This is a genomic window from Campylobacter sp. GB48 (assembly GCF_049221845.1).
GTDB classification, from domain to species: Bacteria; Campylobacterota; Campylobacteria; order Campylobacterales; family Campylobacteraceae; genus Campylobacter_D; species Campylobacter_D lari_C.
Map to the genome: position 1 here is coordinate 1 of NZ_JBMJAR010000011.1, position 14974 is coordinate 14974.

At 29.7% G+C, this 14974-nt stretch carries 14 protein-coding genes; 5 read left to right on the plus strand and 9 right to left on the minus strand.

The annotated features are described in order from the left end of the window. Nucleotides 1–117 precede the first annotated feature (117 nt). The 9 genes from ACOTVC_RS06340 to rpsU all read right to left on the minus strand — a co-directional run bounded on the left by ACOTVC_RS06340 (nt 118) and on the right by rpsU (nt 6946). A complete protein-coding gene (locus ACOTVC_RS06340; RefSeq protein WP_039619466.1) occupies nt 118–537 on the minus strand; it encodes a PepSY-like domain-containing protein in 420 nt (139 codons plus the stop codon). Between the two features lie 63 nt (nt 538–600). Beyond that, on the minus strand, nt 601–2313 hold the full coding sequence (locus ACOTVC_RS06345; protein WP_214116296.1) for an ATP-binding protein: 1713 nt from the start codon (nt 2311–2313) through the stop codon (nt 601–603). A gap of 8 nt (nt 2314–2321) precedes the next feature. Then, entirely contained in the window at nt 2322–2801 is a 480-nt protein-coding gene (locus ACOTVC_RS06350; protein ID WP_039642465.1) for a hypothetical protein, read from the minus strand. After that, a complete protein-coding gene (locus ACOTVC_RS06355) occupies nt 2798–3289 on the minus strand; it encodes a YajQ family cyclic di-GMP-binding protein (protein ID WP_087684876.1) in 492 nt (163 codons plus the stop codon). Before ACOTVC_RS06355 ends, ACOTVC_RS06350 begins: the two co-directional genes overlap by 4 nt. After that, nucleotides 3279–4211 (minus strand): D-2-hydroxyacid dehydrogenase, encoded by a 933-nt coding sequence (locus ACOTVC_RS06360; RefSeq protein ID WP_214116297.1) that lies wholly within the window; start codon nt 4209–4211, stop codon nt 3279–3281. The genes ACOTVC_RS06355 and ACOTVC_RS06360 overlap by 11 nt, the downstream gene beginning before the upstream one ends. Continuing rightward, nucleotides 4211–5383 (minus strand): glutathionylspermidine synthase family protein, encoded by a 1173-nt coding sequence (locus tag ACOTVC_RS06365; protein ID WP_214116298.1) that lies wholly within the window; start codon nt 5381–5383, stop codon nt 4211–4213. Before ACOTVC_RS06365 ends, ACOTVC_RS06360 begins: the two co-directional genes overlap by 1 nt. Nucleotides 5384–5392: 9 nt before the next feature. Then, nucleotides 5393–6010: a UPF0323 family lipoprotein gene (locus ACOTVC_RS06370; protein WP_214099551.1), complete on the minus strand. Its 618-nt coding sequence runs from the start codon at nt 6008–6010 to the stop codon at nt 5393–5395. Nucleotides 6011–6085: 75 nt separating this feature from the next. Then, nucleotides 6086–6691, minus strand: coding sequence for a LysE family transporter (locus ACOTVC_RS06375; RefSeq protein WP_214116299.1), 606 nt, complete (start codon nt 6689–6691; stop codon nt 6086–6088). 42 nt (nt 6692–6733) lie between these two features. Beyond that, nucleotides 6734–6946, minus strand: a complete 213-nt coding sequence (gene rpsU / locus ACOTVC_RS06380; protein WP_002780697.1) for a 30S ribosomal protein S21 — start codon at nt 6944–6946, stop codon at nt 6734–6736. A 186-nt stretch (nt 6947–7132) separates the two neighbouring features. On the opposite strand from rpsU, the gene ccoG reads away from it, so the two are divergent. The 5 genes from ccoG (at nt 7133) to ACOTVC_RS06405 (ending at nt 14870) form a co-directional block, all read left to right on the plus strand. After that, a complete protein-coding gene (ccoG, locus tag ACOTVC_RS06385; protein ID WP_421628017.1) occupies nt 7133–8506 on the plus strand; it encodes a cytochrome c oxidase accessory protein CcoG in 1374 nt (457 codons plus the stop codon). 1 nt (nt 8507) lies between these two features. Further along, a complete protein-coding gene (locus tag ACOTVC_RS06390; RefSeq protein WP_214099552.1) occupies nt 8508–9131 on the plus strand; it encodes a TetR/AcrR family transcriptional regulator in 624 nt (207 codons plus the stop codon). 84 nt (nt 9132–9215) lie between these two features. Beyond that, nucleotides 9216–10313 carry an efflux RND transporter periplasmic adaptor subunit gene (locus ACOTVC_RS06395; protein ID WP_214099553.1) on the plus strand — a complete coding sequence of 366 codons (1098 nt, stop codon included), beginning with the start codon at nt 9216–9218 and terminating at the stop codon, nt 10311–10313. Further along, entirely contained in the window at nt 10313–13435 is a 3123-nt protein-coding gene (locus ACOTVC_RS06400) for an efflux RND transporter permease subunit (protein WP_421628019.1), read from the plus strand. Before ACOTVC_RS06395 ends, ACOTVC_RS06400 begins: the two co-directional genes overlap by 1 nt. Continuing rightward, a complete protein-coding gene (locus tag ACOTVC_RS06405; protein WP_421628020.1) occupies nt 13428–14870 on the plus strand; it encodes an efflux transporter outer membrane subunit in 1443 nt (480 codons plus the stop codon). The genes ACOTVC_RS06400 and ACOTVC_RS06405 overlap by 8 nt, the downstream gene beginning before the upstream one ends. Nucleotides 14871–14974 lie beyond the last annotated feature (104 nt).

Consider the following 14974-nt stretch of genomic DNA (forward strand, 5'->3'; position numbering starts at 1 on the left):
CAAAAGATAGTGCAGCTATATCTGATAATGTAAATAAAATAGCTAATGATATCTTAGAAGATGCTAGGAAGAAGAAGTTTTAAATGATAACCAAACCTTAGGGTTTGGTTTAGGTGATTAATCATCAAATTTTTGACCTAAAATATTACCTTTAAAATCTGTATAAATTTCCATCATATTGTTTGTTCTGAATTTATAACCATTGATTTTTTTATCTACTTCTACAATAGCTGCATTTGGTTGTGCTGCTTGTACTTTTGCAATAACTTCTTTTGGGATAAATCCTGTTGGAATTGCTTTATATTTTCCATCAACTTCTTTCCAGTCTCCATTAATGATAAAATCAATTTCAGTTCCATCAACTAAATTTACTTCATAAGAATCTACATCTTGCTTTACATAACCTACATTTACACCTTTAAAATGAGTGTTTAAAAATTCTTGAGCCTTTTGAGGTAAAGCATTTGGGCTAACAACCATATCTGCAAACATAGAACTTGCACAAACTAAACTAGCTACCATTAATTTCATTTTCATTTTTTCTCCTTTAAATAAAAGTTGAAAGAATGATATTGTTTGCTTGTGAAATTTGTGTGAATTTTAATTTTTAAAACCAACTATCTTATTTTTATCAAACGAAGTTTCTATTTCTTTTTCTATAGTATGTAAAAAATCACTCATTTTAAAAACACCATCTTTAGAAATAGCCGCTTTTAAAGCTGTGTTTTTAACTACCATTACAATTTGAGCTCCACTTAATTCATATGAAGCTAAATTTTTTAAATCAAAACTATCGTCAAATTTAGCATTTTTAGGCAAAGCCTTTTGCCATATCATTAAGCGTTGTTCATAATTTGGCTTTTTAAATTCGATTTTATACTCAAACCTTCTTGAAAAAGCCACATCTAAACTTTCTAAAAAGTTTGTTGTAGCTATGATAACTCCACTAAAACGCTCAATTTGCTCTAAAAAAATATTTTGCATTTGATTATGCATTTTATCAGCACCAGCACTACTTTCTACTCTTGTACTTAAAAATTGATCCGCCTCATTTAAAAGCAAAATAGGACTTTGCTTACTTGTTTGACAAAGTTCTTTATAAGTATCAAAAATCTTTCTTACATTTTGCTCACTCTCACCCACATATTTACTTAAAATTTTTGAGCAATCAAAACTCAAAATAGATTTTTTCATAGCTTTTGCCATACTTAATGCACTCATAGTCTTACCTGTACCAGCAGGACCATAGAAAATTATCTTAGCTTCTATATTTTTATTAGTTTTTATACCCCATTTATTTAATCTTTCTAAAACCTTTTTATCTTGTTGTTTTAATATACTTTCTAATAGATCTTTAGTACTTTGAGGCATAATAACATCATCTATATTGATATTTGGCTCGATTAGCTCAAAGATATCTTGTTCTTTAACCAAATTTTGAAGTTTAATTTTTTTATTTTTCTTTGGCTCTTTGAAATTAATAATTCTTTGTAAAATATCATCACTTAAATAAAAAATCTTAGTTATATCACCCAAAGAATTAACAAATTCATCATATTCTAAAAGATTTGAACTAAGTAACTTAGAATCTTCTTCTAACAGAGCTTTGTTTTCTTGCTTTTGCGCATCATCTTCACTAATTAAATGAAGTAAAAAATTAAAATCTCTGCTATAAGAATTTTCAGTATTTAGCAAATACTCTTCTTTTAACAAACTAATAAATATCAAACATTCATTATCGTTTAAAGCATATTCTTTAAAAATCTCTGCTAAAACATTAGAAATTTTACTTTTCTTTAAACGCTCTTTAATATATGCTTCAAAGGTTGCTATCTCTTTTTTAATATTCTTACTTTGAGAGCTTTTAGCAAAAAAACGCAATCTTTGATAAAGCTCGATTTTAAAAAATTCATCTTTTAAATACGCAATATGATCTTCATAAATTTGATCTTGCATATAATCTTGTATGCTTTTATTTTCTAAAACTTGCAAGAAAACTTCACTTAAACTTAACTCACATTGTAATAAATTTAAAAGCAAACTTGAATTTTTACTTGCTTTAAAATCAGAAAAAATTTGAACAATAAAACCTTTTTCTATAAGATTTTTAAGATCTTTTAAATGATCTAAATACTCATATTCATCATTTTTAAAAACTTCACTAAGAAGATTATAAGCATTAATGCTTGCATTTGCCTGCAAATAATTTTTGCACAAATGTTTTAAGATTAAAATTTCATCTTCACTGCATTGTAAGTTTTTATAGATATTACTTTTAAAAGTATCATTAAGAAAAAGTTTTAAATCTTTCATATTTTCCTTTATATTAACTTTATGCTAAATTTGATTTTGGATTTTTTATCATTAAAACTCATATTTTTATCACAAACTTCATAAAAAATATCATAATTTTTACTTATAATCTTTTGAGTAAAACCACAAGAGGTAGTTTGTTTATTTTTTCCATAAAAAATAGGCTTTTTGTAGATTAGATCTTGTAAAAAATCATCATAATATTCATTATTAAAAAATCTTTTATTAAAAAAAGTTTTTGCATAGCATATGCCATTAACGCAAATTTTATCGCTAATTTTTAACTCAAGCAAGGCTTTAGAAGCATTATAAAGCTCTAAACTTGTAAATTTTTTTCCCTCATATAAAAAACCATAATCAGCAAATTTAAACTCTGAGGTTTTTAAAATAACATAAGTACTTTGTGCTTGTGTTTTGCTTTTTAAAGCACAAGAGCTTAAAAAAACACACACAAAACACAAAAAAAATATTTGAAGTAAAGTTTTCATTTAAGGTTTTTAAAACTAAGATTAAGTTCTAAATTGAGTTCTTTTACTATTTTCATCACGCTTTGTAAATCATCAATTTGCTTACCAACTACGCGAATTTCATTACCTCTAATGCTTGAAGCTACCTTTAGCTTGCTATCTTTTATAGCTTTATTAATCTTCTTAGCACTATCAGTATCAATAGCGTCATTAACTTTTAAATTTAGTCTAAAATTTGCTCCACTTTCCCTGCTTAACTCTTTAATACCATTAGGGTTTATCCCTCTTTTAATAAGCTTTGAAATAACAATATCTTTTAGCACTTCAAGCTTTGCTTCGCTAGAGCAAATAAGTTTATAAACACTTTCTTTTTCATTTAACTCTATTTCACTTTTAATGCCTTTTAAATCATATCTACTATCAAGTTCTTTTTTAGCTTGCTCTAAAGCATTTTTTAACTCTTGCTTATCAATTTCCCCACTAATATCAAAACTATGTTCACTTGCCATTTTCTATAAACTCCTTAAGATTATTAAATACAATTTGGACTAAATTTTGTATAGATTCTTCACTTGCCCATGCAACATGTGGAGTGATAATTAAATTTTCTTTATTTTTTATACTAAGTAAAGGATGATTTTTAATCATAGGTTCTATTTCAAGCACATCAAGCCCTGCTTTGATATTTTTCTCATTCATAACTTGAGCTAAATCTGTTTCATTGATGATTCCACCGCGTCCTACATTAATCAAAATAGCATCATCTTTTAAAAGCATTAGCTCTTTTTTACTTAATAAATTTTTTGTTTTTTCATTTAAAGGTGCGTGAATACTAATTACATCACAAGTTTTTAAAAGCTCTTCAAGACTTACTTTTTCATATTCATCATTATTATTAGTCCCTGAGGTAGAATAGTAACAAATTTTAGAACCAAACATTTGAGAAACCTTAGCCACTTCTTTACCTATAGCTCCAAGTCCTATAATGCCATGTTTTTTACCAGTTAAAGTATGCAAAGTCTTGCTAAAATCACAAAACATTTTACTCTCACACCATTTGCCTTCTTTGCTCCATTTATCATAATATGGAATTTGATTTAAAAAAGCAAAAAGCAAGGCAAAGGTATGACTTAAAACACTTTTTGTAGAATAACTAGCTGCATTTTTTACCACTATACCTTTAGAATTTGCATAAGCTACATCTATATTATTTACCCCGGTACCAAGTTGCAAAATAAGCTTTAAGTTGGTATTGTCTATCACTTCTTTATCAATGATGATTTTATTTATCATCAAAACTTGTGCATTAGCTATTCTTGTGATAACCTCATCTTTAGAAGTTAAATCATAACTCATAAACTCGCCAAGACTTTCAAAAGCCGTTAAATCCGCTCCACCTAAGGTGGCAGCATCTAAGCACACTATTTTCATTAATCTTTTACTATATGCCCTACAAATTTAGAATAATTATCAAGCACTAATCCACCTTTTCTAAAACCTAATCCACAACCCTCATAAGCAAAGAAAACCCCTGCTTGATAATAATCATTTTCATTTTTGTTAAACTCAGCAAATTCTTGATATACAAAGCGATTATTTTGGTAATCTCCCTTTGTTTCAAAACTTACATCTCCATTAGCTTCTATAATGGAAACATTGGCTCCTTCTCTACCAAAAACAGGTTTTTTAACACATTTTTTACCCACTAAAGGTTGATCACTTGTTTCAAGCAGTAAAGGGTGGTTTGGATAAAGCTCCCATAAAATTTTCATTATACCCTTGCTTTGAAACAGTAAAGTATAAGCAGGATTTAAAATGATTGCTTTTTGATTTTGCATGATTTGCGTTAAAAGCATAGCAAGCTCACCCTCTTCTATGGCTATACTTTCCCACGGAATGAGTTTGAAAAAATACTCAAAATTTACATCATTTTTAAAAACACCTTCAGGCGAAAATTCTACTTCATCTATAAAAGAAAACTCACTCTCAAAACCTGCTTCACTAGCAATATGTACTAAAAGTTTGGTTGTAATCATATCCTCATCACTACCTGCAATTGAAGAAAATAATATCTTCCAACCCTCATAATACTTTTCAAACTCGCTTACATCTTCTTCTAAAGTGATAAGTCTTTTAAAATTATCTTTTAAGGCTTCATATATATTATTAAATTGCGAACTTTCATCTAGGTTGTTTTGCTTTAAAATAGCCCATTGTAAAATAGCACTTTCAAATAAAGATGTTGGAGTATCAGCATTAAATTCTATTAGCTTTATAGGCTTGCCATCAAGCCCACCTGCTAAGTCAAACCTTCCATATAAATGCCAATGCACATCATTTTCCCAACTCATCTTAATCGCATCAACTAAATTAAAAGGAATTCCAAGCTCATCAAAACGATCATTATCAATCACTTCTTGCGCAGCAGCTACAAACATATCATAAAGCTCATTCACTGCTTCATAATATGCATTTGCTTCATTTTCTTTCACACAAACTAAGTTAGAATCTAAATAATCACTTCCATCATTATCTGTATGCCATGAAAAGCCAATTTGATCTAAGTAAGATTTTTCTAAAGGATTTACTTTTAAAAAATTCATTTTACACCCTTAAGAGCCAAAAGAGCTAGAAGAACTTGAAGTAGCTTTAGAACCACCGCCAAAAAAGCCTGATTTTTTCGCACTTGAGCCTGAAGTGGCACTTGTGCTTGCTTTATTAAAACTATTTACACTTCTTTGGTAAGCACTTTGATTTGAAAATGCTCCCCTTTGTTGATTTGCGAAATTTTGATTATTAAAAAGCTTTGAGCCTATCCAACTACCAAGTATAGCACCAGCTGCACTTGCAAGCAATGTTTCACCTAAAGAAAGCCCTCCGCTACTCATTTGAGCGTTATTTGGATTTGTTAAATTTGAAGTACCATTGTCTATTTTAGCAGCTTCTTCTTGGATTAGCTTATCCATTTCTTCTTTACTTAAAACTCTTTCTGTGCCATCAAGTTGTTTTAAAACCACCCTAGTTTCATCACTTGGAAATTGATCTTTGATTTTATATTGATTTGGAGCAGTTTCTTCGATGATAACAAAAGCACCTTGAGCATTTGCTGCTTGACTTACTGCATTATTAGAATCACTTGTATTGTTGCTACATGCACTTAAAGCACCTGCGCTTATTGCAGCAATACCGCTTATCATACTAAGTTTAAGTATAGTTTTAATGTGTTTCATGATCTTTCCTATAATTTAATAAGTTTAACTTAAATAAGATTTTAACAAAAAAAGTATTAATAAAAATTAATTGCTTTAATTTACCATAGTCATTAAATTACTACTTAAAATAGACATAGCAAAAACAAAAAATATAAAAGCACTTAAATAATCAATGAGTTTTAAATTCTTTTGATAAATTCTTACCATGAAAGGTTTTGAAAATAGTAAAGAAACTAAAGAAAAATAAATTATAGTTTCTAAAATCAAAACAAAAATTAAAACTATCAACATCCACCGCATTTGGATAAAATCAAAACTTGCAAAAACACTAGCAAAATAAAAAATAACTTTTGGATTAGATAAATTTGTAATCATCCCACTTAAAAATGCGGATATATGAGTTTTTTGAACTTTTATATTACCTATTTTTGCATTTTTGTAAATTCTATAAGCTAAATATAAAAGATAACAAGCCCCAAAACTTGATAAAGCAATCTGTAAAAACGGAAATTGATGAAAAATAACACTCAAACCAAGTATAGAAAGTATAATCCACACACTCATAGCCAAACTCACGCCCAAGCTAGCTTTTAAAGCACTCTTAATACCTTCTCTTAAAGCATAAGAACTTACTAAGAAAAAATCAGGTCCTGGTAAAATAAGTCCAAAAAAATGAATAATTAAAACCCAAAGAAACATAAGTAATCAATGAAGAAAAGCCGATTTCTCGGCTTTTTGGTATTAGAGTCTTGACTCGTAGCGTCTAAGCATATAAAGTCTTTTAAGCATTTTTTTGCGAGCTGAAATTTTTTGTTTTTTGCGAATTTCAGTCATAGGCTCAAAAAATCTTCTTGCGCGAACTTCAGTAACAACTAGATTTCTATCTACTTGTTTTTTGAATTTTCTATACGCTTCATCAAAAGACTCGTTAGGATGTACCTTGATTCCTGGCACGACCCTCACCACCTTTCTTAAATAAAATTAAAAATAAGGATTATATCACAATTTCACTTGAAAATAAAATTTATTTTTGTAATAATTACATAAATAAAAATTAAATATAAATTCTCAAATTAAGACAAAGTTTGGTTTAATTTTTCTAGTACTACAATTAAAAAAATATTTCTCAAGGAAAATAAAATGAGTGCTTGTATTACCAATTATACTAAAAAAAGATATATAGCTTATATCATTTCTATGATTATTTTCATAGCGTTGCCTTTTGTCAAAATCAATGGAAATCATTTCTTTTTATTAAGTTTTGACCATAAAAAACTTAATTTATTTTTTATTGCTTTTGATACCCAGGAGCTTTATTTAATGCCTTTTATTATCATGGGTATGTTTTTAACTATACTTTTTGTTACTACCCTAGCAGGAAGAATTTGGTGTGCATGGAGTTGTCCTCAAACCATTGCTAGAGTTATTTATAGAGATTTATTGCAAACAAAAATCTTTAAAATTCACAAAAGCACCGCAAACAAACAAAAACAAGCTGATGGATTTTTTGTTCAAAAAGTTTTAAGTATTGTGATTTTTTATCTTTTTTCTCTATTAATGATAAGTGTATTTTTATGGTATTTTGTACCACCTGAAGATTTTTTTGTATATATTCAAAATCCTGCTGATCATTTATTGCTTTTGGGGATTTTATTTTGTGCTTCTTTAGCCTTTACTTTTGATATAGTGTATTTGGGTGAAAAATTTTGTGTTTATGTATGTCCTTATGCAAGAATTCAATCTGTAATGTTTGACAATAATACCGTTCAAGTTATTTATGATGATAAAAGAGGCGGTGTGATTTATGATGGACATACTAAACTTTACCAAAAACCACCACAAGGTGAATGTATAGGTTGTGAAGCCTGTGTAAAAATTTGCCCTACTCATATAGATATACGCCAAGGAATGCAACTTGAGTGTATTAACTGTCTTGAATGTGCTGATGCTTGTTCAAAAATTCAAGCTAAATTTGATCGCCCTAGTTTGATTAACTGGACTAGTGCAAAAGCTATTGAAACAAGAGAAAAAGTAAAATATTTTAGATTTAGAACTATTGGATATTTAGTGGTTTTATGTGGTGTTTTTGTAGCCTTAATTTTAATGGGAAGTAAAAAAGAAAATATGCTTTTAAACATCAATCGTTCTAGCGAGCTTTATCAAATTAGAAAAGCCCATGATGGAGAATTAATCATTAGTAATGCTTATGTATTTTTATTTCAAAATACAGATAATAAAACTCATGAGTATTATTTTGATGTGAAATTACAAGGTATTGAAGATAGTTTAGAAATCATTAGACCAAAAAAACCTTTTAAACTAAAAGCTGGTGAAAAAGATAAACATATAGTTGTTTTAAAAGCTACTAAAAAACTAGCTGATAATGATAGGAAAGATACCGTAATACCTTTAACTATCAAAGCTTATGCACTTGATGATAAAAACATCATAATCACAAGAGAAAGTAATTTTGTGTATCCTCAAAACTCAATTATAGAGCATAAAAAACACTAAAATGAAAAAAAGACTTTCTTCAAAATCTCAAGCAAGGCTTGAAAAAATCAAACAAATTGCTGCGGAGTCGTTTTTAGAAAATGGCTACGAAGCAACCAATCTTAAGGATATCATCAAACAAACTGGAGGATCTTTTTCTAGCGTCTACAAACATTTTAAAAGCAAAGAAGGTTTGTTTGAAGATATATTAAATGATTTTGCTGAAAACCATTTTTTAGCTAATTTAAAAAAGAATATGAAAATCACAAATGAACTAAACTTAGAAGAGTATTTGTACCAATATTCATTAGCTTATTTAAAAATTTTCAATAACAAAAAAACCATTTCCATAGTAAGACTTTTATACTCTCAAATTTATAATGATAAATTTGATTTTTCTTCATGGTTTAAAGGTAATAATCGCAAAGAAGTTGAAAATGTTTTACGAAAAAGATTTGAAATGGAAAATGAATATTTAGCCAATAATGCTGAATTTCTAAGCATTACATTTTGTGCTATGTTAAGAGGAACTTTTTTTATGCAAAGCATTTTTGGAAACAAAGTACTGATGGATAAAAAAGAACAAGAAGAACATGCATCAAAAATCGTAAAACTCTTTACCAAGGGGATTATTAACTTTAATTAACTCTATATTGATAGAATTTTCCCCAAATATAATTTTGTAATATAAATTACTTTTTTTGTTCGACTAAATTTTTTAAGGAAGCTAATGAAAACAAAACTTTTAACTCTAACTTGTGCTTCACTTATCTTTGTAGCATGCTCAGAAGATAAAAATGCGCAAGTTAAACAACTCCCTCCTCAACCTGTTAATATTATGATCATGCAAAGCGCCAATTTACCTTTAGAATTTACTTATCCTGCTAGATTAAGCACTGAACTAGATGTACTCATCAAACCTAAAGTAAGTGGCGAAATTAAGCAAAAATACTTCAAAAGCGGTCAAGCTGTAAAAAAAGGTGATAAACTTTTTCTTATAGAACCTGATAAATACCAATCAAGTGTAAATATAGCTTATGGAGAAGCTCTAGTCGCAAGAGCCAGCTTTGATGATGCTGAAAAAAATTTTAAAAGAGATCAAATTTTAATAGAAAAAAATGCTATTTCACAAAAAGAATTTGATGCAAGCTTAGCTAAATTTAATTCTACAAAAGCTAATTTAGAAAGCGCTAGAGCAAAACTTGCTAATGCAAAATTAGACTTAAAATACACCGTAGTAAGTGCCCCATTTGATGGAGTTTTAGGTGATACATTAATGGATGTGGGAGATTATGTAAATGCTTCATCAAGCGAACTTGTGCGCATTACAAATATCAACCCTATCTTTGCAGACTTTTATATTTCTGATGTAGATAAAATCAATATGAATAAAAATCTTCAAAGTGGAAATTGGCAACTAGAAGATATTCAAGTACAAGCTAATATTGGCGGTGAACTTTTTAATGGAAAATTATATTTTATAGATAGCGTTATAGACACTCGTAGTGGTGCGGTAAAAGCAAAGGCTATTTTCGATAATAACAACTCAAATTTGATGCCTGGTTCTTTTGCAAATGTTCATGTTAGTGGTTTTGTTCAAAAAGATGGCTTTGAAATTCCTCAAGTTGCGCTTTTACAAGATGATAGCGCTACTTATGTTTATACCTTAGTAGATGGAAAAGTAGTTAAAACCGTTGTTAATGTTATCTATCAAACCTCTGATAGAGCAATTATTGATAAAGGTTTAAAAAATGGAGATAAACTTATTTTAAATAACTTCAAAAAGATCCGTCCTGGTGCAAGTGTTAGCATAATGGAGAATAAATAATGTTTTCTAAATTTTTCATAGAAAGACCTGTATTTGCTTCTGTTGTAGCTATTATCATTTCTTTAGCAGGGATTATAGGCCTTTATTCTTTACCTGTTGAACAATATCCTTCTTTAACTCCACCCGTTGTAAAAGTAAGTGCTACTTATGCGGGAGCCGATGCTCAAACAGTAGCTCAAACAGTAGCTATTCCTCTTGAAGATGCAATCAATGGGGTTGAAAATATGATTTATATGGATTCAACCTCAAGTTCTTCAGGAGATATGAGTTTAAGTGTATACTTTAATATAGGTACAGACCCTGACCAAGCAACAGTTGATGTTAACAACAGAATTTCAGCTGCTATGGCTAAACTACCTGAAGATGTTAAAAAAACCGGAGTTAGTGTAAGAAAAACTGGTTCAAGTATTTTAGAAGTTGCTACTTTATACTCCCCTGATGGTTCTATGAATTCGCTTGAAGTGTATAATTATGCTGCATTAAATATCCTAGATGATCTTGCTAGAGTTCCTGGTGTAGGTAATGCTGTGGCTATTGGCTCAAGAAATTATTCTATGAGAATTTGGCTCAATCCTGATTTATTAAACAAATATCAAGTTACTGCTACTGATGTTATTGCTGCAGTTAGCGAGCAAAACACTCAATATGCTACTGGTAAGATAGGTCAAGAGCCTTTGATAGAAAGATCTCCTTATGTGTATTCAGTAACTATGCAAGGAAGGTTAAAAAATACCAAAGAATTTGAAGAAATTATCATAAAAGCAAATAGCGATGGTTCTTTTTTAAGACTTAAAGATGTGGCTGAAGTTTCTTTGGGCTCAAGAGAATATACATTCAATGGTAGATTAAACGGAAATGACGCAACCCCTATTTTGATTTTCTTACAAACTGGAGCAAATGCAGTAAACACAGCTGAATTAGTACAGAAAAAATTTGAAGAACTTTCAAAAAATTTTCCCGAAGGTTTAGCTTATAAAGTTCCTTATGATACAACTATATTTATTAAAGCTTCCATTAAAGAAGTGATAAAAACCTTTTTTGAAGCTCTCATTTTAGTTGTGATTGTAATGTATTTATTCTTAAAAAATTTCCGCTCAACCATCATACCTATGATTGCTGTACCTGTATCTATTTTGGGAACTTTTGCAGGATTATATGTCTTAGGCTTTAGTATTAACCTACTTACACTTTTTGCCTTAGTATTAGCCATTGGTATTGTTGTTGATGATGCAATTATTGTGGTTGAAAATATCGATAGAATTATGCATGAAGATCCTAATATAAGCATAAAAGAAGCAGCTATAAAAGCAATGGATGAAGTTGCTGCACCTGTTGTATCTATCGTTCTTGTACTTTGTGCGGTATTTATACCTGTTTCATTTATATCTGGTTTTGTGGGAGAAATTCAAAAGCAATTCGCTATAACACTAGCAATTTCCGTTGCAATTTCAGGATTTGTTGCCTTAACTTTAACCCCATCACTTTGTGCAATCTTTTTAAAAAGAAACGAAGGTAAGCCGTTTTATTTAGTAAAAAAATTTAACGACATTTTTGATTGGTCAACTGAAGTATTTGGCAAAGGTGTAGCATATATATTAAAAAGGACTATACGTTTTGTGCTTATATTTTTTATTCTACTTGGCGGTTTATATGGACTTTTTAAAATTGTGCCAAACTCATTAGTTCCACCTGAAGATCAAGGAAATTTTCTATCCGTAGTAAATTTACCCGCAGCTTCTTCTTTACACAGAACCACAAGCGCAATGGATGCAATGACTGAAGAAATTCTTAAAAATAAAAACATAACCGATGTTGTTGGACTTATAGGATATGATCTTTTCACAGGATCTTTAAAAGAAAATTCTGGAGCTATGTTTGTTAATTTAAAAGATTGGGATAATAGAAACTTGAGCAGTTTTAATATAGTTGGATCTTATAATAAACAATATTTTTTAAATCCAAACTTCCAAACTTTCTTTATAAATCCACCGCCAATCCAAGGTTTAAGTTTGACCGGTGGTTTTGAAATGTATGCGCAAAATCGTGGTGGTAAAAGCTATGATGAAATTCAAGCAGATGTAAATAAATTAGTTGAAGCAGCAAATAAACGTCCTGAACTCAACAATGTAAGAACGACACTTGATACTAATTTTCCACAATTAAAATTAGAAATTGATCGTGACAAAGTAAAACTTTATGGTTTAAATTTAGCAGATGTATTTAGCACGCTAAATGCTACTATAGGGACTTATTATGTGAATGATTTTTCTATGCTTGGAAAAAATTATCGTGTAAATATCAGCGCCATAGGAGATTTTAGAAATACACAAAATGCATTAAAGAATATTTTCGTTAGAGCAAAAGATGGCTCTATGATAGCCCTAGATAGCGTTTTAACTCTTCACAGAGGTGTTGGACCTGATGATGTAAAACGCTTTAATATGTTCCCATCAGCACTAGTGCAAGGTGATCCTGCTCCAGGCTATACCTCAGGACAAGCCATTGATGCTATTGCACAAGTTGCTAAAGAAACTTTAGGAGAGGATTATTCTATTGCTTGGGCAGGATCTGCTTATCAAGAAGTTACAAGTAGTGGCGCAGGACAAATAGCATTTATGTTAGGACTTTTATTTGTATTTTTGATTCTAGCAGCTCAGTATGAAAGATGGCTCATGCCTTTAGCAGTAATCACTGCTGTACCTTTTGCAGTGTTTGGTTCTTTACTTCTTGTATGGCTTAGAGGTTTAGAAAATGATATATATTTTCAAACAGGACTTTTACTTTTAATAGGTCTTTCAGCTAAAAACGCTATTTTGATTGTTGAGTTTGCTATGGAAGAACATCTTAAAAAAGGAAAAAGTATTTTTGAAGCTTCTATTAGCGCAGCTAAGTTAAGATTTAGACCTATTGTAATGACTTCATTAGCATTTATTTGTGGTATTTTACCTTTATATTTTGCTTATGGAGCAGGAAGTGCGAGTCGTCATGCAATAGGTACAGGTGTTATAGGGGGCATGATAGCAGCTTCCACTATAGCTATTTTCTTTGTACCTTTATTTTTCTATTTACTAGAAAGTTTTAATCAATGGCTTGATAAAAAAAGAGGTAAAAAACATGCATAAGTTAATAATTTTTGCAAGTTGTTTTTTAATAACAGCTTGTAGTTTAAAACCAAATTTAGAAATCAAAGATGTAAATTACACCAAAAGCTTAGACCAAAATATTAGCATTAATAAACAGTGGTGGAAAGCTTTTGATGATAATTATTTAAATACCTTAGTCGATCAAGCTTTAAAAAATAATAACGACTTGCAAATTGCATATATGAATTTACAAAAAGCTTATGAAACTTTAGGTATAGCAAGAAGCGATTTGCTTCCTAAGCTTGATGCAAGCGCTAGTGGAGCAAGAGGAAAAACTAGCATTAATGCTCCAAGCAATAAAAGCAATCAGTTTGCTTATGGTAACGATTTTAATATGGGTTTAAATTTAAGCTATGAAGTAGATCTATGGGGTAAATACAGAGATACTTATGGTGCCTCAAAAGCAAAATTGCAAGCTAGTGAGTTTGACTATGAAAGTGCGAGATTGAGTTTAATTTCTAATGTAGTAAAAACTTATTTTAACCTAGCAAGCTTAAGCGAGCAAGTAAAAATTTTAGAAGAAACAACCCAAAGTTATCAAAAAACTTATGAGTTAAAATTAGAGCATTTTAAACTTGGAGTAATTAGTGAGTATGAGCTTAACAAATTTAAAGCTGAGCTTGAAAATTCAAGAGTTTTATTCACAAATGCTAAAATTCAAAAAGAAGCTAATACTAAAGCTTTAAAAATCTTAACTTCAAATGATATTGATGATATACTTTATAATAGCATAGAGTATAAAAAAATAGGACAATACGAGCTTAACATACCTGAGGGCATTGGCAGTGAAATTTTGCTTCAAAGACCTGATGTGCAAGCTAGTTTAAAAATTTTAGAAGAAAAAAACTATCTTGTTGGAGTAGCTAGAACTGCATTTTTGCCAAACCTTTCTTTAACAGGACTTTTGGGCTTTCAAAGTAATGATTTAGATCTTTTAGTTAAACATGGAAGCAATACTTGGAATGTAGCTGGAAATTTTGCAATGCCGATTTTTCATTGGGGTGAGATTATGAATAATGTTAATATTGCAAAACTTACCAAAGATGAAGCTTTTTTACAATATGAAAATACATTAAAAACAGCCTTTGGAGAGATAAGACTTGCTTTATTTAACCGCCAAAGCTATTATGAAAATGAGCAAAATTATAAAAATTTATTTCTAGCTCAAAGTAAAATTTATGAAATTTCTACCTTAAGATATGAAAATGGTGTGATTAACTTGGCTGATTTTTTACAAGATCAAAGAAATTACTTAAATGCTAAACTTTCTTATACTAATTCATCTTATGAGCTTGCAAATTCCATTGTAGATGTTATGAAAGCTTTTGGTGGAGGATTTAACGCTAAAGAAGAGTCAAAAGAAAACATCAAAGCTATGGAAGAAAATTTAAAGGAAAACTTTTATAACAACTGAGCCTTTAAGGCTTAGTTATTTTTGAACTATTATCATCTACTACACAATAATAACATTTCTTTGGTGGCACAGGAAGTTTTTAACAGCTTCTTCAATAGGGATGC

Bases quoted from the DNA above. Each gene is read 5' to 3' on its own strand.
- ACOTVC_RS06340 (WP_039619466.1), bottom strand. From the start codon at position 537: ATGAAAATGAAATTAATGGTAGCTAGTTTAGTTTGTGCAAGTTCTATG.
- ACOTVC_RS06345 (WP_214116296.1), bottom strand. From the start codon at position 2,313: ATGAAAGATTTAAAACTTTTTCTTAATGATACTTTTAAAAGTAATATC.
- ACOTVC_RS06350 (WP_039642465.1), bottom strand. From the start codon at position 2,801: ATGAAAACTTTACTTCAAATATTTTTTTTGTGTTTTGTGTGTGTTTTT.
- ACOTVC_RS06355 (WP_087684876.1), bottom strand. From the start codon at position 3,289: ATGGCAAGTGAACATAGTTTTGATATTAGTGGGGAAATTGATAAGCAA.
- ACOTVC_RS06360 (WP_214116297.1), bottom strand. From the start codon at position 4,211: ATGAAAATAGTGTGCTTAGATGCTGCCACCTTAGGTGGAGCGGATTTA.
- ACOTVC_RS06365 (WP_214116298.1), bottom strand. From the start codon at position 5,383: ATGAATTTTTTAAAAGTAAATCCTTTAGAAAAATCTTACTTAGATCAA.
- ACOTVC_RS06370 (WP_214099551.1), bottom strand. From the start codon at position 6,010: ATGAAACACATTAAAACTATACTTAAACTTAGTATGATAAGCGGTATT.
- ACOTVC_RS06375 (WP_214116299.1), bottom strand. From the start codon at position 6,691: ATGTTTCTTTGGGTTTTAATTATTCATTTTTTTGGACTTATTTTACCA.
- ccoG (WP_421628017.1), top strand. From the start codon at position 7,133: ATGAGTGCTTGTATTACCAATTATACTAAAAAAAGATATATAGCTTAT.
- ACOTVC_RS06390 (WP_214099552.1), top strand. From the start codon at position 8,508: ATGAAAAAAAGACTTTCTTCAAAATCTCAAGCAAGGCTTGAAAAAATC.
- ACOTVC_RS06395 (WP_214099553.1), top strand. From the start codon at position 9,216: ATGAAAACAAAACTTTTAACTCTAACTTGTGCTTCACTTATCTTTGTA.
- ACOTVC_RS06400 (WP_421628019.1), top strand. From the start codon at position 10,313: ATGTTTTCTAAATTTTTCATAGAAAGACCTGTATTTGCTTCTGTTGTA.
- ACOTVC_RS06405 (WP_421628020.1), top strand. From the start codon at position 13,428: ATGCATAAGTTAATAATTTTTGCAAGTTGTTTTTTAATAACAGCTTGT.